A 20,125-nucleotide genomic window follows, 5' to 3' on the forward strand; every position below is an offset into this window, starting at 1 on the left:
GGCAAAGAAAGTAAGTGCCGCCCCGCACAGGGGCAACGCTAATAAACCAATAAAAACAGAGACACCACCGCCGCAGGCAAACAAAGACACCCCCACCGCAGGCAAAAAAAAGCCAACCGCAGGTAAACTTTCCCAACTTCAGCTACCATCAACCGCTCACCACCGCGGAGCCCAAACCCCATGCCCACCATCACAACGCTGCTGGCCTTCGGCCTGGTCTCCCTCGGCATGGTGCTCACGCCGGGTCCGAACATGATCTATCTGATCTCGCGGTCGCTGTGTCAGGGACGCCGCGCAGGGCTCGTTTCGCTCGGCGGCGTGGCGCTGGGCTACGTGTTCTACATGTTCTGCGCGGCATTCGGCATCACGGCGTTGTTGCTCACGGTGCCGTATGCCTACGACGCACTGCGTTTTTGCGGCGCGCTCTATCTGCTTTATCTCGCGTGGCAAGCCGTCAAGCCGGGTGGACGTTCGCCGTTCCAGGTGCGTGACCTGCCGCACGACAGCCGTCGCAAGCTCTTCACGATGGGCCTCGTCACGAACCTCGCGAATCCGAAGATCGCGGTGATGTATCTGTCGCTGTTGCCGCAATTCATTTCGCCGGGACACGGCAGCGTGCTGTCGCAATCCATCGCGCTCGGCTGCGTGCAGATCGTCATCAGCGTGACGATCAATGCGCTGATCGCCGCCATGGCCGGTTCGATCGCCGCGTTTCTCGCTGGGCGCCCGGTGTGGCTGCAAGTGCAGCGCTGGTTGATGGGCACGGTGCTGGCGGGGCTGGCCGTGCGGATCGCGTTCGATTCGCGGCGCTAAGCCGGCACGAGAAGCCGACACGAAAAACCGACACGAAAAACCGACACGAAAAGCCGCGGCCGCCATTCAAGCGAACGCGGCGGAAAGCGCGATTACAAGCTGCGGTTACAACCACAGCCGCAAACACAACAGAATCGCAAAAGAAGCGCAAAAAAGCGCAAAAAAACGCAAAAGAAGCACAACCAAAAACACAAACGCAGTCGCATCCCGAACAAGGAAAACTCGCCCATGTCCACCGGTTTCTCCATCGACAATCCGTTTCTCGAATCGCTCGGTGTGAGCCTGACGCAATGGCGCGACGGCTATGCGGAACTGCGCATGCCGATCGATGCCAGCAAGCTGAACCGCCAGGGCGTATTGCAGGGCGGCGCGATCGCCACCTTGCTCGATGCGGCCGCCGGTTACGCCGGGCTATTCGCGCCCGCGGGGCAGCCTGCGCGGCACGCGTTCACGCTCTCGCTCACCACGAACTATCTCGACAAAGGACTCGGCGCTGTCGTCACCGCCAAAGGTTTTCTGGAGAAACAGGGCCGCTCGATTTTCTTTTCGCGCGGCGAAGCCTGGGTCGACGACACGCTGCTGATCGCCAGCGCGCAAGGCACCTTCAAATACTCCCGGTCGAACTGACGCGAACTCACCCCGCGCACAACCGCCTAAGCCCCGCTCAGCGCCTTGAACATGATGGTGGTGGCGTCGAGGCTATCGTCGTGCGTGCCGCGCGCAAAACCCGGAATCACGCCGGCGGTCTGAAAACCCAGCGCGGTATAGAGCGGCTCGGCCTTGTCGCCGGTACGCGTATCGAGCGTGAGCAGACTGCGCTGCAAAGCATGCGCGCGGCGTTCGAGTTCCACCATCAGCGCGCGCGCCACACCCTGGCGCCGGAAGTCGGGATGGACGAGCAGCTTGCGCACCTCGGCGCGATGGCGCTGGTTCGGCATGGTGTCGTAATCGAGTTGCACGGTGCCGGCAATCGCGTCGCCGAGACGCGCGACGAACAGCACCAGTGCGCCGTCCCGCAGTGAAGGCAGCACCTTGTCGCGCCAGAACGCCTCGCTGTCGTCCACGCTATACGGCATGACGAAGCCGACGCTCGCGCCGTCGTGAACGCAGGCGAGCAGCAAGGCGCCGAATTCGCGCAGATGGAGGGCGAGGTCGTCGGCGGAAAACGTCGTGATCGAAAGGTGGCTCATGCTGGTTCACACGATGAAAAGAAGGTAGCGGGCCGGGCTGTCGGCGAATGTCGCGAAGGCGCTCGGACCGAAGAGCTGATAGCGCAGGCAGTCGCCGGGTTGCAGGTCGTGGGCCGCGCCGTCCACGGTGATTTGCAGCCTGCCTTCCAGCAGGATCAGATGATGTTCGAGGCCGGGACGCGGCGAGGCGTCGTAATCGATACGCACGTTGGCATCGAGTTCGCATTCCAGCGCTTCGCCGCTCAGCGCGCGCGCGGGCGGCGACACGGACCGGCGCCGGAAGCCGACGCTGGGGTCGCTCCACAGCGGCTGCGCGTCGCGCGTCACGAGCGGCGCGAAACCGTCTTCGACCATGCGCATGAGGCGCGACATCGGCAGGCCGTACGCCACGCACAGCTTGCCCAACACGCTCGCGGTGGGACTCACGGCGGCGTTTTCGAGGCGCGAAAGCGTGGCGCGGCTCACGCCGCTCAGCCGCGCGAGATCGTCGAGCGACCAGTTGCGCTCGGCGCGCAAGGACCGCAGCCGTTGGGCGATGCGACGGTCGATAGTGTCGTCGTCGTTGATTTGATTTTCCATAAAAGGGAAATTATCCCGAATATGGGAATAGGTCAACAGGAAACAAAAATTGGGCCCGGCGCCGTTTATGATGATGTCCACCCTCGGCAGGCCACGGCCGAACGTGCCGGGTCAGGCCAAATTAGGCAAGGCGAGCCTTTCTCACACCTTGCCCACACCACACCAATCACACACGAGACTGGCGGCTCCGGCCGCGACATCATCGAAGAACCGCCCATGAATACCACCACCGACGCTTCCTCCCGTCCCGCGATCCGCGCGCTGACCTTGCTCGAAGGACGCGTGCTCGGCGTGCTCGTCGAAAAACAGCACACCGTACCGGACAGCTATCCCTTGTCACTGAACGCGTTGACCCTGGGCTGCAACCAGAAGACCGGCCGCGCGCCGGTCATGAACGCAACCGAGGCCGAAGTGCTCACCGCCATCGACGGCCTGAAACGGCTGAGCCTCGTTTTCGAAGGCAGCAGCAGTCGCGTGCCTCGCTTCGAACAGAACATGAACCGCGTGCTGGGCCTGCCGAGTCAATCCGGCGCCTTGCTAACCACCTTGCTTCTGCGCGGCCCGCAGACCGCGGCGGAGCTGCGTCTGAACAGCGCGCGTCTGCACGGTTTCGCGGACATTTCGTCGGTAGAGGCGTTTCTGGACGAACTGGCCGCCAACGATCCGCCGCGTGTGGTGAAGCTCGCGCGTACGCCGGGCGAACGCGAGCATCGCTGGATGCACTTGCTGTGCGGCGAGGTCAGCGCGAGCGAGTTCGCGTCAGCGGGAAGCGGCGAGGAGCAGAGCGTGCCGTTGTCGGAGTTCGAGGCGATCAGGGCCGAGCAGAAACGGCTCGCCGGCGAAGTGACGCGGCTGCAGGCGATGGTCGCGCGCATGGCGCGTGAGTTGGGCATCGACTTCGAGCCTTCGCCGCAGGCAGCCGGTGATGAGTCCGGCGCTGCGGGCGAAGCAGGCGAAGCCGGTCGCGAAGACTAGAAGCGGTAATTCACCGAAGCCAGCGTGTTGAGTTCGAAGCGCTTTTCAGTGATAGGGCTGTTCGCCGCGTCGTGTTCGAGCCGCCCGAAGGTGGCGGCCACCGAACCGTTCCAGTGCTTCGAAAAGTCGTAGCTCACCACGGCGTTCATGTGGATGTCGCGGATACCCGAACTGGTCGAGTAGGTGGGCAGACCGGACGCCGCGCTCTGCTGCGGCGACACGCCGAAGAACGTGCGCGTGTAGGTGCCGTTGGCCCACGTGAAGCCGGGGCCGACCGAAAACAGCCAGCCGCCGACGGGCGCCGACGCGACGAGATCGGTCATGACGGTCGTGCCTTGATGGTGGCCGGCAATGTCCTGATACAGCGCCACCGAGCCGGTGAACGCCCACCAGGTGTAGTCCGCGAAAAGCTTCAGCTTCGGGCCGCCCTTGACGTCGCCAAGACCGTGCAGACGCGGATCGTCCGATTCGTCGCGGCTCTGGAAGTCGAAGCTCAGTGCGGCGCCCACGTGGTACGCGGGGCCGCGCAGCACGTTGATGCCGAGCACGTCGGGCCCTTGCGAAAAAATCCGCTCGTCGTACGAGATGTCGAGCGCGGGAAACGGGATATAGCTCAGCTGACGCGAGCCCGGATATTTGGGCGTGATGACGAGCCCCGGTCCGATGCCGATCTTCCACTTGCTTTCGCTGCTTGCCGCGGTGTTCGAGGCCGTGTCAGCGGTTGCAGCGGTATCGTCGGCATGTGCGCCGCGTGCCGCGCACAAGGCCAATGCGCCCGCGACGACCAGCAACGGCGGCCGGGCCGTCTTCATGACCCGGCTTCGCGTCCACCTGAACATCATGCGTGCTCCTTGCCGAGGGTGGCGAGCTGCCTGAGCCGGCGCGCCAGCGCTTTCGATACCACGGGTTGCCGCGCGCCGTCGTCGGCGCTGCGTGCCGCTTCGCTCTCGCGCAGGAACAGCGCGGTTTCGCGCGCCACGATCTCGCGTTCGTTGTCGGATGTGATCATGTGATACGAGTCGTCCAGCCAGATGGTGCGCAAAAACGCCGCGCCGATATTGCTCGCCACGAAGCGCGCGTTACGCGGGCTCGAGGTTTCGTCGTCGATGGCATGCACGATCAGGCAATCCGTGGTGATGTCGCGCACCAGCGTGCGAACGCTGGCCGCCAGCCGGCTGGCTTCATGCAGGGCGGGCAGGGAAATGGTGGAGGGGCCGACTTCGCTGAAATCGCTGCGTTGCATGGCGCGGGCGATTTTCGCACGCAGTGCTTCGTTGCGTAGGCCGAACGGCTCTTCCTCGCGATAACGCCAGCGTTTGCGCAGCGGCGTGTAGTACGCGAGATTGAGCAGGAATCGATACCAGGGAATCGCCCAGCCGTCGTACGACAGGGTCAGGGAGAGCAGCACGAGCGACTGCGCTTGCGGCCGCCGATGGGCGAGTGCCAGCGCGAGCGCCGCGCCGATCGACAGTCCGCAGATCGACACACGCTCGAAGCGCGCGGCCAGCGCGTCGTACTCGCGCACGGCGGCGTCGAGCCACGCCTCCATGGCCGCTTCCTGGGAGCCCGCGCTGTAGCCGGGCAAAAGCGGCGCGCAGGCGGTGAAGCCTTCCGCGTTCAGAAAGCGCGCGAGATAGCGCAATTCGAGCGGCGAGCTCGACAGGCCGTGCAGCATCAGGACCGCGTGGCCGTCGCCGGGCAGGAAAATCTGGCTGGGTTGGGCCATGGTTCAGTCTCCAATCCGCAGCACGAGAAAATCCCCCGCGTGGGTCGTGAAACGCTCGCAGACGCAATCGGTCAGCCTGGGCGTGCCGTCGCTGCCCGTGATGCGCGCGCGATGACTGCCGGGCAGCAGCGCCTTGCTCAGGCGCTGGATATCGTCGGGATCGACGTCCGCGAAACGCGGACCGGGTTCGATCTGGTTCGGCAGACGCGGCAGGCCGCCGGGCAAGGGGTTGTCGTTGGCGGCGTGCAGTGCGTTGCGCTCCAGCGCCTGGATGAACACGAAAGTCTTGTTGTGGTGCGAGATATGGCGCAGCAGGCGATGCGTTTCGTCGACGGCACGGCGCGCGATCATGCGCTCGTTGTCGTGGCGCAGCAGCATTTCATACCGCGACTGCGCAACCGACGCGATCAGTTCCGCGCGGAATTGCGCGCGCCGCAGCCGCTCGATCAGGACGATGATGAACAGCGTCACCATCGGATACGAGAAGATCAGGATGACATCGGCGCGATTGAAGACGTCGATGGTGGCGTAGGGCGGGACGAACAGATAGTCGGCGAGACCCAGGCCGACCAGCATCACGGCGAGCGCCGGCGCGAGACCGAAAAAGTATTCGATGAGCGAGGCCGCGATACAGAACGCCGTACCTGGCATGATCGGGCCGATCAGGGGATGAAGCAGCAGACGCACGCCGGCCGCAATCGCCAATGCCGCAGCAGCGGTAATCCAGGCGCGCGTTCCCCGAGGTGCCCAGCGACGGGCATTTTGGACTTGCATGATCTTTAGAGGGAGCCTTGATGCGTGCCCAAGCGAGCGTTTTGTAATAAGCGGTAATCAGCAGGGCCGACGATACCATAAGCCACCGCAAGCTCAACCCAGGGAAAATGTAAATACGTGGCGAATTGTTAACGAACGCCGGTTTGGAACGGCGAGCGGAAAAATCTGCCGACAGACGGCGCAAACGTATGCGTCCGGGCGCGTTTGGGAGATTGTGCGCGACGCTGGCTTAAGCGGCGCTTAAGGTGCGGTTCGAGGCAGGTAGCGGCAGCGCATCACGCAGCGGTCACACACCGGCGTCGCGTTCCCGCTCGCCCGACAGCGTGCGCTGGGTGCGGTAGAACACCTCGGGCGGCACGTTCGGCGAGTCTTCCGCGAGGCGGTCGAGTTCGTCGCGAATCGCGGTGAGGTAGTGGCCGTCGCGCGCGTCGCGGTCGCCCGAGAACACGGCTTCGAGGCGACGGCGCACGGCGCCGTAGCGCGCTCCGGCCGCGCGATGTTTTTCGGCGCGCTCAGCGTAGCGCAGGAAGGTTTGCAATGCCGACGAGACCGCCGCCGTTACGCTCACCAGCCCGACAAAAATCCGCAGGGCGGGCGACACCGTGGCTTCATTGAGCGAAGCGAACACGGCGGTGCCGACGAAGGCCGTCAGCGCGGTGGCCAGCCAGCCGATGCGGCGGTCGCGCGACGAGAGCAGATCCGCCATGTCGTAGTGGCTCATCTGGGACTCGCGCGCGCGGCGAATCCATTTGAGCAGAAGCTGGTCTTCGTCGACGGGCGGCGCGTAGGCGGTGGTCGGGTTCGTCATGGGTGCGTCGGCTGGGCAGGTGTGCGAACGTTGCGTACGCACTCGCCGATACTTTGCCACAGGCCGCACGCGGTCAGCGCGTGCAGATCCACACGCGTACCGGCACACAATGACTCAACCGAGCAGCCGCCGCACCCGCGGAATCACTTCCTGCGCGAAGCGGCGCATGTCCGCTTCGAAGGGCTGGAATTGCAGCATGAACAATTCGATGCCCGCACGATGAAACGCGGCAATGCGCTCGGCCACCGTGTCGTAGTCGCCCACCAGTCCGGCCGCCGTGCCGCCGTTCGAGCCGACGCGCGGCGTTTGCGCGAAGGTCTGGAACATCACGGCCTTCGGGTCGGTATTGGCTTTCTGCTGGGCGCGCAACGGCGTGTCCTTCGCGGCGAGCGTGAAAAGATGGTCGAGGTGACGCTCGGCTTGCCCGGCGGTTTCGCGTGCGATCACGAAGGCCGATAACCCGAATCGCAGCGGCGCGTGCCCGCTGGGCCGCTGGCGCGCCGCGACGTCGGCGATCAGCGCCTCGACATCGGCCAGAGGCTGGCCGTTGATGAACCACACGTCGCCCTTGTCGGCCACGAGGCCGCGCGCGGGTTCGGATTCGCCGCCCACGTAAATGCGTGGACGCTCGCGAAACGGATCGGCGGGGCGCAGCAGGTAATCGTCGACATGAAAGTGCTCGCCGTGAAAGCGCGTGCGTTCACCGCGCAGAAGCGAGTCGACCACGCTGATCCATTCGCGTCCGTATGCATAGCGCGCGTCGTGTTCCGCGAAGCCGATGCCCGCGCGTTCCAGTTCCGGCCGGTTCCATGCATTGACGAGATTGAGCGCGAAACGGCCGCCGCTGATGTGCTCGATCTGCTGCGCCATCTTCGCGAGCACGACCGGGTGATACAGATAAGGCTTGATCGCCGCGATGATCTCGATGCGTTCGGTCAGCGCCGCGAGCGCGGCCGAGGCGGTCCACGCTTCGAGCTGGTCCCGCTCCGGATCGTGCGGATTGACGGTGTGCTGCGCGACCAGCACGGAGTCGTAGCCCAGCCGTTCGGCTTCGAGCACGAGCGCTTTATTGCGGGCCCACGAAGCGTCGTAGGGTTCGTCGGGGTCCTGCAAGGCGGCGCGGCTGCCGTGAACCAGCGCCCAGACGCCGAAGCGGGGTGACAGAGTCGACATGAAGCGGAAATCTCCACACGTAAAGCGTTATTGGCATGCGCATCGAACCTCGAATGATGAGCGATGCGCCGCCCGTGTGTTCCAATTTCTGCCTATATCGATCGATGAAATCGAGCTTTGGCCGGGTGCCGTTGCATCGGGCGTCCGGCGTTTTTGCGCTACGCCAGGGCCGCCGCCGCGCGTCGGCGTCGCAACAGGCCGACGAGTCCGAGGCAGGTGCCCATGACCGCGAGCGAGAGCACCGTGGTCATCGTGCCGAGCGCGTAGATCACCGGCGTGGTGACGGATGTGGTGAGCCCCTGCAATTCGAGCGGCAACGTGTTCTGGTCGCCGATAGCCTGCGAGGTGCGCGCGATTTCGTCCCACGACAGCGTGAAGCCGAACATCGCGACGCCCACCACCGACGGTCCGATGATGGGCAGCACGACATGCCGGAAACTTTGCCAGGGCGTGGCGCCCAGGTCGCGCGAGGCTTCCTCGTAAGCGGGATTGAAACGGTTGAACACCGCGAACATCACCAGCAGACCGAACGGCAAGGTCCACGTGAGATGGGCGCCGAGTGCCGAGGTGAAGAGACCCATCGAGGTGGTATAGGTGTCGGCGAATGACTGATAGCCCCATGCCGCGGCCAGATACTTCACGCCGTTATCGAGCAGGCGGAACGTCAGGCCGATGCCGAGCGACACGATGATCGACGGCATGATGAGACTCGCCACCGACACGTAGAACACGGCCGTATCGCCGCGAAAACGGCGGCGGAACGCGAGCCCGGCGGCCACCGAAAACACCACCGTCAACACCGTGACGGCGAGCGCGAGCCGCACCGAACGCCCGAACGCGCCCCAGATGTCGACGTCGCCCACGCCGTCGCGCAGCGCCGCGAACCAGTGCAGCGACACGCCGCGCATCGGAAACGTGAGGCCGCCTTCCGGACCCTGGAACGACAGGATGAAAATCGTGATGACGGGTCCGTACAGAAACAGCACGAACAGACCGAACAGCAGGGCGAGCCAGTAAAAACTCGCCGGACGATGCTCGCGATGTTTGAGTCGAGTGGTCTGCATGGTCAAAGCTCCTTGCGAATGTCGACCACTCGCGTCAAACCCCACACGATCATCAGCACCACGGCGAGCAGGATGATGGCGTTGGCGGCCGCGGCGGGAAACTGCAGGTAGCCGGTCTGCACCTGAATGATCTTGCCCACCGACGCGATCTGCTGGCCGCCCATCACGCCCACGGTCAGAAAATCGCCCATCACGATCGTGATGACGAAGATCGACCCGATCACGATGCCGGTCTTCGACAGCGGCAGGACCACGTCGCGTATCACCTGCCAGCCGCTCGCGCCCGCGTCGCGTGCCGCTTCGAGCAGCGAGCGGTCGATGCGCATCATCGCGTTGAAGATCGGCACGATCATGAAGAAGGTGTACAGGTGCACGAAGGCGAGCACGACGGAAAAATTCGAATACAGCAGCCACTCCAGCGGCTGGTCGATCAGATGCGCGCCGAGCAGCGCCTGATTCACGAGACCGTTACGCCCGAGCAGCGGCATCCACGAAATCATGCGGATCACGTTCGAGGTCCAGAACGGAATCGTGCAGACGAGGAACAGTACGGTCTGCATGCTGGTCGTGCGGATATGGAAGGCGAGAAAATAGGCGATCGAAAAACCCAGCAGCAGCGTGACGGTCCACACGATCGCGCAGAACTTCAGCGTCGACCAGTACGTCTTGAACGTCACGCACACGTCCGTCATGGACGAACAGCCGTTGAAGATCGCCGCGTAGTTTTTCAGCGTGAAGGCCGGGATGATCTGATATTCGTTGAAGTCCCAGAAGCTGACGATCAACGTGATGACAAGCGGCACGATGAAAAACAGCAGGAACGTCAGCGAGAGCGGCGTGGCCTGCAGCCAGGCGGGCGCGCGCCGATGCCGGGCGGGCGCCGCTTCTGTGTGCGAAGGAAGATCGATCGTTGCCATGGGCGGAATATCGTCACGAATACTGCGCGACGCACAGGCGGCGTCGCGACGGGGGCTGGCGCTGCCGGCGCGCGTGATGCATGCGGAGCGCAGAGAACACGCTGCGCCGGCAACCTGTCATACGCGCGCCGTCAGGCCGCGATGAACTCGTTCCACTTCTGCACCATGTAGATGTTTTCATCCATCACGGCGTTCCAGCAGGCAATCGCGCCCATGCGCTGGTTGTACGAACCGCCGTCGCGCACGGTGCCGGCTTTTTCGAGCAGCTGCCCGTCCGGTGCCTTGATGTCCTGCGCGGCCGGTTTGCCTTCGATCCAGTAATCCCATTCGTAGGGCTGCATATGGGATTTGGCGGTCTCGAGCACGCCCGAATAGTAGCCCTGACGCATCAGATAAGCGCCGGCCCAGCCGTCCTGGAACCAGTTGACGAATTCATACGCGGCGTCGAGCTTCTTGCCCTGCAGCGACCGCGGAAAGCCGAAACCCGATGCCCACGAGCGATAGCCTTCCTTGAGCGGTTGAAACTTGCAGGCCACGCCCATGGTGCGCACTTTCGTCACGGCCGGCGACCACATCGACTGGATGACCACTTCGCCGGACGCCATCAGGTTCACGCTTTCATTGAAGTCTTTCCAGAAGGCGCGGAATTGCCCGGCACGTTTCGCCTCGATCAGAATCTTGATGGTCTGATCGATTTCAGCTTTCGTCATGTTGCCTTTGTCGCCGTACTTCATGTGACCCATCGCCTCGATCGCCATGGCCGAATCCATGATGCCGATCGCGGGAATGTTCAGCAGCGCCGCCTTGCCCTTGAATTGCGGATTGAGCAGTTCGGCCCAGCTGTCGATCGGACGCTTGATGAGGTCGGGACGAATGCCGAGCGTGTCCGCGTTATAGGTGGTCGGAATCAGCGTCATCCATTCGGTGGGTGTCGCGGAGAATTCCGTGGAGCGCGGGCCGGTGAGGAACATCACCTTCTTCGGCGCGGTGCCCTGATCGCCGATCTTCTTGCCGTTCACCTCGCCGCGCGTGAGCACCGGCGTGATCTTGTCAGCGAGCTTGATACGTTTGGCGTCCATGCCGGCCAGCGTGCCCGCCGGAATCAGCTTCTTGAGCGCGAAGTATTCGGTATCGACGATATCGAACGAGTTGGGTTGGGTGATGATGCGCTTGGCGACATCGTCGGTCGTGACCGGCACGTACTGGATGTCGATGCCGGTGTCTTCCTTGAATTTCTTCGCAATGTCCGCGCTTTGATTCACGGCGGTGCCGAGATAGCGCAGCGTGATTTTCTCCTGCGCGTGAACGTACGGAAAACCGGCAATGCCGGCGGCCGCCACCGCGCCCTTGATGAACGTGCGGCGCGACAGGCCTTTTTCCTTCACGTCGGATGGGACCGCTGCCGGGCTCCCGTTCGCTTCACTCATTGCATTCTCCTCAGTTGAATCGCGGTTGATTCGCGGTTGACTTTCGCCTCGAACTGACAGGCGTGCTTTTTATAGGCAGCGATGCCGGACTGCGCTCGCCTTGATGAAAAACTCACGCCGCCAGCGGATGCGCGTCCTGCTCGTTCCACCACACCACCACGCGGGCGTCGGGACCGAGCTTCGCCGGGTCGTAATCGCCGTCGCTGACGAGCGAGATCAGTTCGGGCGAGCCGTCGAGCGGGTCGAGCGTCATGCGCAGATGGGTACCCTGGTATTCGGCTTCGCGGACGGTGCAGGGCACGCCGCCGATACGCGTGAGGCTGCCTTCGCCCGCCGCGTTCTGAACCGGCGTCACGCCATGCGGCACTACGCGCAGATGATCGGCGCGGACAGTGAAGAGCCGGCCGTTCGTATTGAAGACGTTGTGACCGCCAAGAAAGCGCGCCACGAATTCCGTGCGCGGGCGATTGAAGACTTCATGCGGCGTGCCGCTCTGTTCGATCTTGCCGTGACTCATCACTACCACCAGATCGGCGAGCGCCATGGCTTCTTCCTGCGAATGCGTCACGTGCACGAAAGTAATGCCGAGTTCTTTTTGCCAGCGCTTGAGTTCGGCGCGCATCTGCACACGCAGGAACGGGTCGAGCGCGGAGAGCGGTTCGTCGAGCAACAGACAACCAGGCTGATTGAGCAGCGCGCGGGCGAGGGCGACGCGCTGCTGCTGGCCGCCCGAGAGTTGCGCCGGTTTGCGTTCGGCGTAGGCGGACATCGCCACGAGTTCCAGCAACTCGGCGGCGCGTTTTCTGCGCACGTCTTTGGCGACACCGCGCATCTTCAGGCTGAACGCGACGTTGTCCAGTGCGCTCAGGTGCGGAAACAGCGCGTAGTTCTGGAACACCATGGCGGTGCCGCGCGCCGCGGGTTCGGCTCGCGTGACGTTGCGCCCGGCGATCAGGATGTCACCTTCGCTGACCGATTCATGACCGGCGATCATGCGCAGTGTCGAGGTCTTGCCGCAACCCGACGGCCCGAGCAGACAGCAGTACTGACCACCGGCGATGCGCAGGTCGATGGTGTCGACGGCGAGCGCCTCGCCGTATTGCTTCGATACGTGGACCAGTTCGATGTCGGCGGCCTGGGTGGCGAGCACGGTTGAAGCAGGCTGAATCATGACGGCGTTGTCCTCGTGAACGGCGCGTGGCGAAAGCGTGCGGTCGGCATGCGCAGCAATCGGCGATGCCGTTACTCATGCCGCGCTGCCCGATGAGCACGAGGCAAATGCAAGACATGTGCCATCGGCCGCGCCACGACGTTCGAGTTTCGATAACACGCCGTCGTAGCTAACGTCGACGAGTTGGCTCACATATTGCAAACGATCCGTGGCATCGATCGTCGGCAATCAAAGGCTTTTCTTTTGCGCGATCGCGGTGCGTCTTCGACCCGACTCGGGGCATGATCCGGCCATCCCGGTTCATGAGCTGACGGTGCGAGACGCGCACGAATGCTTTTCGTCTTCCACCGCTCATCGATCTGAACGACTGACATGAACGACACACGCAACAGGCCCGCGGCAGCGCACCGCGCGCATCAACCGCTCGCCACGCACGGGCGTTTTGCGTACCGGCCGATCACCGACGCCGACGCATTCCGCTGGCCGGGCGATACCGGGCTCGCGGTGTATCTCGGCTTCAACATCGAACACTTTGCCTTCGGCGAAGGACTCGGCGCCGCGCTCGGTCCCATTTCGCCGCAGCCCGACGTGCTCAATCACAGCTGGCGCGAGTACGGCAATCGCGTCGGCGCATGGCGCTGCATCGAACTGTTCGATCAACTGGACATGCCGGCCGGCACGCTCATCAACACCGCGCTCTACGATCATTGTCCGGAGCTGATCGCCGCATGCGTGGCGCGCGGCGACGAACTGATCGGTCACGGCCACACCAACGCGCACCGTCAGAGCGATCTGGACGAAGCGGGCGAACGTGAATTGCTCCTGCATTGCCGCGAACGCATTGCCGAGGAATCGGGTGTCGCGCCGGGCGGCTGGCTGTCGCCGTGGATCTCCGAGTCGCATCTCACGCCCGATCTGCTGACGGAAACCGGCTACCGCTATACGCTGAACTGGTGTCACGACGACCGTCCCGTACGCATGGCAACGCGCAGCGGCCCGCTGTGGTCGATTCCCTATCCGCAGGAACTGAACGATCTGCCGATGATGGTCGGCCGGCATATGGACGGCCGCGCATTCGCCGACATGATCGTGGACCAGTTCGACGAAATGCTGGAGCAGGCCAATCGCGGCACCGCGCCTCAGGCGCTCGTGATGGGCATCGCGCTGCATCCGTATCTGGTGGGACAGCCTTACCGGCTGCGTCATCTGCGCCGCGCGCTCGAACATATCGCGGCGGCGCGTGCGCGCGGCGAAGTCTGGATCACCACGCCCGGCGCGATCGCGGACCAGATGGACGTGCTGGAGCGCGACGGCGTGCTGCGCGAGGTGGCCGCATGAACGCGAAAGCCGGCGCGGTCACCGCGAGAAAGACGCTCAAGGAAGACGCCGATGCCGACGCGCGTCTTTATCAGTCCATTTTCGACGGCGTGCTGAATCATCGTCTGACACCCGGCACCAAGCTGCCCGAACCCGAGTTGTGCCAGTTGTTCGGCGTGGGCCGCGCGGTGGTGCGCCGCGTGCTGGAAAAGCTCGCTTACGACGGCATCGTGGTGCTGCGCCCGAACAAGGGCGCCGTGATCGCCCAGCCGACGCCGGAAGAAACCCGCGAGATTTTCGAGGCGCGCCGCTCGGTCGAGCGCATGCTGGTGGAACTCGCCGTGCAGCGTGCCAGCGCGAAAGACTTCAAGGTGCTGCGCCAGCAACTCGCCGACGAACACGAGGCGATGCATCGTTTCGACCAGCCTTCGTGGGCGACGCTCGCGAGCAGTTTTCACATGCGCATCGCCGCGCTCGCGGGCAATTCGATCCTGCAAAACTATCTGAAGGAACTGGTCTCGCGCTGCTCGCTGATCGTGGGCGTGTACGAGGCGCCGGGCAACGCGCCTTGCGAGCATGCGGAGCACGCGGCGATCGTCGACTGTCTGGAAGCGCGCGACGCCGCCGGCGCAATGGCGCATATGGAAGCGCATCTGCGTCACATCGAGGAGCGCATCGAGACGTCGCGGATGCGCGGCGAGAAAAGTCTCGGCCAGTTGCTCGGCATCACCGATTACGTCACCTGAAGCGGGCCCTGACACATGGAAATCGATTTCGAAGCGATCACCGAATACCAGCGCTACAAACTGATGGCGAGCCTGATCGTGCCGCGTCCGATCGCGCTCGTCACCACGCTGAACGCGAACGGGACCGTCAACGCAGCACCGTTCTCGATGTTCAACATGCTCGGCGAGGAACCGCCGATCGTGATGATTAGCGTGAATCGCGTGGCGGACGGCACGCTCAAGGACACGGCGGTGAATATCGTTCGCACGGGCGAGTTCGTGGTGCATCTCGCGGACGAAGCCATCGCCGACAAGATGCATCGCTGCGGCGAGCGTCTGCCGCCCGACGTGAGCGAACTGGCGGCGGTGGGACTCACGCCGGTGCCGAGTTCGCACGTCGCGCCGCCGCGCATCGCCGAGGCGCCCGTCGCGTTCGAATGCACCATCTGGGAGACGCTGGAGACGAGCAGCCGGCAAATCTTCATCGGCCGCGTGCATCGGCTCCATGCGCGCGACGAACTGATCGACACCGAGACCTGGCGCGTGCGTTTGCAGCACTACTTTCCGGTAGGCCGCTTCGGCGCGAGCGACTACGTCACCACGCGCGACCGCTTTACGCTGGGTTGAGTAGCCCGGCGCCAATTAAGCGGCTTCCTCGTTCACGCTGAAGGCACGGCCGTCGCTGCGCGGATCGTGCGCGCCGCAAGCCGAGCCGTCGTCGTCGAGACGGATCACGCCGGGATGTCCGGCGAGCGGACTTTGTGCCGCGATCGCGCTCACCTCGTGGCCGCGCGCGGCCAGTTCGGCGAACACGTCGGCACCCGCGTCTGCTTCGAGTTTGAGGGCGTCGCGCGTATCGGAGAAGGTTTTGCCGAGCAGAAAGCGCGGACGCGCCAACGCGGTGAGCGGGTCCATGTCGTAGTCGATCAGGCGCGTGAGAATGGCGGCGAGCGTTTGCGGCTGACCGTCGGCGCCCTGCGTGCCGAACAGCAGACGCGGCCGGCCGTCTTTCAGATACATGCCGGGATTGAGCGTGTGGAACGGACGCTTGCCAGGCTGCACGGCGTTGTGATGCGCAGGATCGGTGCTGAACGAGGCGCCGCGGTTGTGCCACAGAATGCCGGTATCGCCGGCCACCACGCCGCTGCCCCAGTCGAAGTACACCGTCTGCAGCACGCTCACGCTACGGCCTTCGCGATCCGTCACGCCGATGAACACCGTGTCGCCGGGTCGGAACACGTGCGGCCAGGCGCGGGCCGACTGCGTGTCGATCGAGCGGGCGTGGGCGTCGAGCGTGGCGGAAGAGAGCATGTCGTCGACCGGCACGGCATGGAACTCCGGATCGCAAACGAAGCGATCGCGGTCGACGAAAGCGCATTTCACCGCTTCCACCAGCAGGTGGTAATAGTCGGCGCTGCCTTCGCTGATCGCGCCGAGGTCGAAACGATCCAGCACGCCCATGATCTGCAAGGTCGTCACGCCCTGCGTGGGCGGACGCAGGCTGACCAGTTCGCCGCCGCGATATGCGACCCGCAGCGGCGCTTCGTCGCGCGCGCGCGTGCGGCGCAAATCGGTTGCGGTGAGCGGCGAGCCCGCTGCATGCAAGCCATGTGCGATCCGTTGCGCCAGTTCGCCTTCGTAGAACTCCCGTGCGCCATACTGCGCGATGCGTTCGAGACTGCGTGCGAGCGCGGACTGCGCGAAGCGTTCGCCGATCTCGGGAACGCGGCCGTGTGGTGCGAAGGTGGCCGCGAAGCCGGGCAGATCGCGCAGTTCGGCGGCACGCAGCGTCTGCCAGAAATGCTGCGACGGCGTGACCGCGAAGCCTTCGGCTGCGTGACGGATCGCATGCTCGAACAGCGAGGCCCACGTACGTTGGCCGTTCCACGAGGTTTCGCTGATGCCATGAGCCTGTTGCCAGGTATCCACCGTGGCCGCCGTGGTAAGCGCGGCACGCGCGCCGCGCAACGGAATCGGCCCGTCGAACGCGGGCAGTTCCGAGGCGGCCTGCCCGACACCCGACAAGGTGCGCAGCATGCCGCTGCGATCGCCGATCACCCAGAAGGCGTCGCCGCCGAGTCCGGTGAAATGCGGATAGGTCACGCACAGCGCCGCGCCGATGGCGATCGCCGCCTCGATGGCATTGCCGCCGGCGCGCAGCACGTCGAGCCCCGCTGCGCTCGCCAGGGCATGCGGGCTGGTGACCATGCCGCCGGTACGGTCCGCGAGTGTCTGATTCTGCATCGAGGCTCCGCTAGCGGACATCGGGTGTCGTGGGTTGAGCGAAAGGATGCCGTGCGGCAAGCTCGCGTGCAAGCTGCAGCAGCGCGCGGTCGCTGCCGCGCGCGCCGACGATCGAGAGCGCCAGCGGCCGGTCGATTTCATCGATTTCGTCGATTTCTTCGGCAAAGGGCAGGGTGATCTGCGGCAGGCCGCCGATCGTGGCGATCGCGTTCAAGGTCAAGGCGTCCTGATAGAAGCGGCCGATCGCGTCGTTCGTGGCGTCTTTCGGCAACAGCGCGACGGGCGTGGTCGGCATGACGAGCACGGTGCCGTCGTCGAGCAGGGCATCGAGCGAGACGCGCAGTGCCTGCCGGATCGCAAGCCATGCGCTCGCCTGGTCGCGGTCGAGCGAATCGAGTCGCGCGAAACGGCTCGCAATCGACGGGCCGAAATGCGGCTGCACGGAATAGATCCAGTCGCCGAGCGTCGCCTCGATCTCCAGATCCTGCACGTGCTGGTAACACGCGAGCCAGCGCGCGGCGTCGTTGCCGAATACGTCGATGGAAGCCGTGGCGCCGATGGATTGCGCGAGCGCGGCGAGACGCCGGGCGTCGTCGGGTTCATTGCGTGCGCGCAGGGCGAACGCATCGTCAACCCGCACGAGACGTGGCGGCCGGCTCGCCGTGGACGCCGCATCGTGCGATGAAGCGGGCAGCAACACCTCGCCCACGGCGGCGAGTTGGTCCACGGAACGCGCGAACCAGCCCACCGTATCGAAGGACGGCGCGAACGGCAGCACACCGTCGAGCGAGATCGCGCCGTGACTCGGGCGCATGCCCCAGAGTCCGCAAAACGCGGCGGGCACGCGTACCGAGCCGCCTGTATCCGTGCCGAGCGCGACATCCACTGCGCCGCTCGCAACCGCCGAGGCCGATCCGCTCGACGAGCCGCCCGGCAGCGCATGCGGCCAGCGCGGATTGAGCGGCGTGCCGTAGTGATGATTGGCGCCTTCGAGGCTGTAGGCGAGTTCGTCCGTGATGGTCTTGCCGTCGAGCGCGGCGCCGGCCGCGAGCAGCGCCTCGACACACGGCGCATGGCGATTCGCCGACGCATGGCTCGCGAGCCAGTCGGGATTGCCGCCGCCGGTCGTCACGCCGGCGACGTCGATCAGGTCTTTCACTGCGAAGCGCAAGCCGTCGAGCGGTCCGCGCGCGCTTGCCGCAACCTGCACGCGCGGCCCTGGAACGAAGGCGCTCATCGCGCGTCCGCCAGCGCCGCGACAATCCGCTCCGAGTCCGTCACGAAGCCGAAGCACTTCTTCACGTTCCATACCGTTGCTTCGGTGCAGAAGTCCGGCGACGAGGTGGCGCAGCAGTCTTCCACCAGCACGCAGCCGTAGCCGAGGAAGTTGGCGTCGGTGAGCGAATGCAGCACGCACTGATCGGTATTCACGCCGGCGAACAGCACCGTGCGGATGCCGAGATTGCGCAGGATGCTGTCGAGCGGCGTGTCCCAGAAGCCACTGATCCGGTATTTGTCCACGCAGATGTCTTCGGGCAGCGGCGCGAGTTCGTCGACGACCGCCGCCGCCCACGAATCTTTTTCGAGCACGTGCGCACCGTTGCTTGCGAGCGGCTCGCCGAGTCCCGTGCCCGCGCCTTTCGGCTTATAGAGATGCAACTGGTTCGGCGGCATGTTCGCCAAGTCGGGACGGTTGCCCCAGTTCACCCAGATCACCGGCACGCCGCTTTGACGCAGCGCGGGCAGCAGGCGCTGCAATGGTGCAATCGGCTTGCGGTCCAGCTCGAAATCGCCCCCAATCTGGGCAACCCATCCTCCCTTGGTGCAGAAGTCGTTCTGCATGTCGATCACCACGATCGCGGTGCTGCGCAGATCGATCCGCACGTTTTGCGGCTCGCACGGCAAGGTCGCGACGACCGGCGCGGGCGCCGGCAACGACATGTCCACGAGCGTGTCGCTCGCGCTCCAGCGAGGCCTGCCGTCGCGGCCCAACTGGCCGGGAACGCTTGTGCCGTAAGCGTCGTGCTGTTTCATCCGTCGATCTCCGTAGTGTTTCGTTGCGCGCTGAACAGGGTCCCGCCGCGAGGCCGTCATGCATGGCATGAAGGGCATTCGTGCGGCGGGAAGCAGCAGGTTTGAACGACGCGTTTCGCGGGCCAGCCAATCGACATGGCATCGAAGTTGCATCTGTTTCGTTCATGAATAACCTACTTACCCAAATCCAACGCAAAAGGAATGCCAGAATGTCGATCGTCAAGTTCAAAGCTCTCGCCACCTGTGTTGTCGCACTCGCTGCCGCGACCGGCGCGGTCCACGCCGTCGCCGCCGATCTGTTGAAGGTCGGCGTGCTGATTCCGGGTTCGAAGTCGGACAAGGGCTGGATGGAGTCGGGCTACGACGGCCTCGTCGCCGCACAGAAAGAACTCGGCCCGAAACTGAAGACGCAGGTGATCGAGAACATCAATTACGCCGACATGGAACAGGCGCTCACCAATCTGGCGTCGAAGAACCAGCTGGTGATCGGCGTGGGCGGACAGACCCAGGCTTCTGTGCTGAAGATCGCCAAACGCTTTCCGAACGTGAAGTTCGCCATCGTCGGCGGCAACAAGGGGCAGGACATGCCGCCGAACGTCGCGGGCTATGACGTCAAGCAGGCAGAGATTGCCTACGTGGCCGGCGCGGCGGCGGCCATGCTGTCGAAGAACGGCGCGGTGAGTTATGTCGGCGGCATGGAGATTCCGTCGATCGTGAACGCGGGCAAGGAATTCGGCAACGGCGCGCGCTCCATCAATCCGAAGATCAAGTACTTCGAGAGCTATACCGGCGACTTCGACAACGTGTCGAAAGCGAAGGAAGCGACGCTCGCAGCGATCTCGCAGGGCGCGGACGTGCACTATCACATCCTGAATCTCGGCTTGCGCGGCATGGAACAGGCAGCCAACGAGAAACACACACACGTGATCGGCAGCTACACGGACCGTTGCGGCACCGACCCGCTGTATATCGCCTATTCGATCACCGGTGTCGGCTATCAGGTGCAGTACGCGATCGACCAGATGGCGGCCGGCACCTGGCAGCCGGGCTACAAGGCCTTCGGTCTCGCGATGGGCCCGAAAGCGTCGGACATGGTGGTGTGCAAACCGACGCCGGAGATGTCGACCAAACTGAAGCAGATCGAGCAGGACATCGAAAGCGGCAAGATCAAGGTCTCCGAAGGCTGAT

General features: G+C 64.3%; 21 protein-coding genes. 7 read left to right on the forward strand and 14 right to left on the reverse strand.

Going from position 1 to position 20,125, the window contains the following annotated elements:
• The first annotated feature begins 180 nt into the window (after nt 1-180).
• Together P3T18_RS16650 and P3T18_RS16655 are read left to right on the forward strand one after the other, a co-directional pair.
• Nucleotides 181-813 carry a LysE family translocator gene (locus P3T18_RS16650; protein ID WP_429301004.1) on the forward strand — a complete coding sequence of 211 codons (633 nt, stop codon included), beginning with the start codon at nt 181-183 and terminating at the stop codon, nt 811-813.
• Nucleotides 814-1,041: 228 nt separating this feature from the next.
• Nucleotides 1,042-1,440: a PaaI family thioesterase gene (locus tag P3T18_RS16655; protein WP_429301005.1), complete on the forward strand. Its 399-nt coding sequence runs from the start codon at nt 1,042-1,044 to the stop codon at nt 1,438-1,440.
• Between the two features lie 26 nt (nt 1,441-1,466).
• Here the strand turns inward: P3T18_RS16655 and P3T18_RS16660 are convergent, their stop codons facing one another.
• The gene (locus P3T18_RS16660; protein ID WP_429301006.1) at nt 1,467-2,003 is read right to left on the reverse strand and encodes a GNAT family N-acetyltransferase; all 537 of its coding nucleotides are present in this window, start codon (nt 2,001-2,003) and stop codon (nt 1,467-1,469) included.
• A 6-nt stretch (nt 2,004-2,009) separates the two neighbouring features.
• The gene (locus P3T18_RS16665; RefSeq protein ID WP_429301007.1) at nt 2,010-2,582 is read right to left on the reverse strand and encodes a helix-turn-helix domain-containing protein; all 573 of its coding nucleotides are present in this window, start codon (nt 2,580-2,582) and stop codon (nt 2,010-2,012) included.
• A 216-nt stretch (nt 2,583-2,798) separates the two neighbouring features.
• Between P3T18_RS16665 and P3T18_RS16670 the strand changes: the two genes are divergently transcribed.
• Entirely contained in the window at nt 2,799-3,557 is a 759-nt protein-coding gene (locus tag P3T18_RS16670; protein WP_429301008.1) for a YceH family protein, read from the forward strand.
• On the opposite strand, the gene P3T18_RS16675 is transcribed toward P3T18_RS16670, so the two are convergent.
• The 9 genes from P3T18_RS16675 to P3T18_RS16715 all read right to left on the reverse strand — a co-directional run bounded on the left by P3T18_RS16675 (nt 3,554) and on the right by P3T18_RS16715 (nt 12,617).
• Nucleotides 3,554-4,369, reverse strand: a complete 816-nt coding sequence (locus P3T18_RS16675; RefSeq protein ID WP_429301124.1) for a MipA/OmpV family protein — start codon at nt 4,367-4,369, stop codon at nt 3,554-3,556. The two genes, P3T18_RS16670 and P3T18_RS16675, sit on opposite strands and share 4 nt — an antisense overlap.
• Before the next feature lie 26 nt (nt 4,370-4,395).
• On the reverse strand, nt 4,396-5,283 hold the full coding sequence (locus tag P3T18_RS16680) for an alpha/beta hydrolase (protein WP_429301009.1): 888 nt from the start codon (nt 5,281-5,283) through the stop codon (nt 4,396-4,398).
• Nucleotides 5,284-5,286: 3 nt separating this feature from the next.
• Complete coding sequence (locus tag P3T18_RS16685; protein ID WP_429301010.1) at nt 5,287-6,057, reverse strand: DUF4118 domain-containing protein; 771 nt, start codon at nt 6,055-6,057, stop codon at nt 5,287-5,289.
• 286 nt (nt 6,058-6,343) lie between these two features.
• The gene (locus P3T18_RS16690) at nt 6,344-6,865 is read right to left on the reverse strand and encodes an SLATT domain-containing protein (protein WP_429301011.1); all 522 of its coding nucleotides are present in this window, start codon (nt 6,863-6,865) and stop codon (nt 6,344-6,346) included.
• Nucleotides 6,866-6,979: 114 nt separating this feature from the next.
• Nucleotides 6,980-8,038, reverse strand: a complete 1,059-nt coding sequence (locus P3T18_RS16695) for an LLM class flavin-dependent oxidoreductase (protein ID WP_429301012.1) — start codon at nt 8,036-8,038, stop codon at nt 6,980-6,982.
• 158 nt (nt 8,039-8,196) lie between these two features.
• Nucleotides 8,197-9,102: an ABC transporter permease gene (locus P3T18_RS16700; protein WP_429301013.1), complete on the reverse strand. Its 906-nt coding sequence runs from the start codon at nt 9,100-9,102 to the stop codon at nt 8,197-8,199.
• A gap of 2 nt (nt 9,103-9,104) precedes the next feature.
• Entirely contained in the window at nt 9,105-10,019 is a 915-nt protein-coding gene (locus P3T18_RS16705) for an ABC transporter permease (protein WP_429301014.1), read from the reverse strand.
• Nucleotides 10,020-10,150: 131 nt separating this feature from the next.
• Nucleotides 10,151-11,446 (reverse strand): ABC transporter substrate-binding protein, encoded by a 1,296-nt coding sequence (locus P3T18_RS16710; protein ID WP_429301015.1) that lies wholly within the window; start codon nt 11,444-11,446, stop codon nt 10,151-10,153.
• A 112-nt stretch (nt 11,447-11,558) separates the two neighbouring features.
• Complete coding sequence (locus P3T18_RS16715; protein WP_429301016.1) at nt 11,559-12,617, reverse strand: ABC transporter ATP-binding protein; 1,059 nt, start codon at nt 12,615-12,617, stop codon at nt 11,559-11,561.
• 372 nt (nt 12,618-12,989) lie between these two features.
• Here P3T18_RS16715 and P3T18_RS16720 point away from each other — a divergent pair, with 372 nt between their 5' ends.
• Genes P3T18_RS16720 through P3T18_RS16730 form a run of 3 tightly spaced genes read left to right on the forward strand, consistent with a single transcriptional unit; the run spans nt 12,990 to nt 15,286 of the window.
• Entirely contained in the window at nt 12,990-13,955 is a 966-nt protein-coding gene (locus P3T18_RS16720) for a polysaccharide deacetylase family protein (RefSeq protein WP_429301017.1), read from the forward strand.
• Entirely contained in the window at nt 13,952-14,680 is a 729-nt protein-coding gene (locus P3T18_RS16725) for a GntR family transcriptional regulator (protein ID WP_429301018.1), read from the forward strand. Before P3T18_RS16720 ends, P3T18_RS16725 begins: the two co-directional genes overlap by 4 nt.
• Nucleotides 14,681-14,695: 15 nt before the next feature.
• Nucleotides 14,696-15,286: a flavin reductase family protein gene (locus tag P3T18_RS16730; protein ID WP_429301019.1), complete on the forward strand. Its 591-nt coding sequence runs from the start codon at nt 14,696-14,698 to the stop codon at nt 15,284-15,286.
• A gap of 15 nt (nt 15,287-15,301) precedes the next feature.
• Here the strand turns inward: P3T18_RS16730 and P3T18_RS16735 are convergent, their stop codons facing one another.
• Genes P3T18_RS16735 through P3T18_RS16745 form a run of 3 tightly spaced genes read right to left on the reverse strand, consistent with a single transcriptional unit; the run spans nt 15,302 to nt 18,937 of the window.
• Nucleotides 15,302-16,903, reverse strand: coding sequence for a gamma-glutamyltransferase family protein (locus tag P3T18_RS16735; RefSeq protein WP_429301020.1), 1,602 nt, complete (start codon nt 16,901-16,903; stop codon nt 15,302-15,304).
• Nucleotides 16,904-16,913: 10 nt separating this feature from the next.
• Nucleotides 16,914-18,140 carry an amidase gene (locus P3T18_RS16740; protein WP_429301021.1) on the reverse strand — a complete coding sequence of 409 codons (1,227 nt, stop codon included), beginning with the start codon at nt 18,138-18,140 and terminating at the stop codon, nt 16,914-16,916.
• A complete protein-coding gene (locus tag P3T18_RS16745) occupies nt 18,137-18,937 on the reverse strand; it encodes a cysteine hydrolase (protein ID WP_429301022.1) in 801 nt (266 codons plus the stop codon). The genes P3T18_RS16740 and P3T18_RS16745 overlap by 4 nt, the downstream gene beginning before the upstream one ends.
• Nucleotides 18,938-19,146: 209 nt before the next feature.
• On the opposite strand from P3T18_RS16745, the gene P3T18_RS16750 reads away from it, so the two are divergent.
• The gene (locus tag P3T18_RS16750) at nt 19,147-20,124 is read left to right on the forward strand and encodes a BMP family protein (RefSeq protein ID WP_429301023.1); all 978 of its coding nucleotides are present in this window, start codon (nt 19,147-19,149) and stop codon (nt 20,122-20,124) included.
• Nucleotide 20,125: the final 1 nt, after the last annotated feature.

The sequence above is a fragment of the Paraburkholderia sp. GAS199 genome, assembly GCF_050436585.1.
GTDB lineage: Bacteria > Pseudomonadota > Gammaproteobacteria > Burkholderiales > Burkholderiaceae > Paraburkholderia.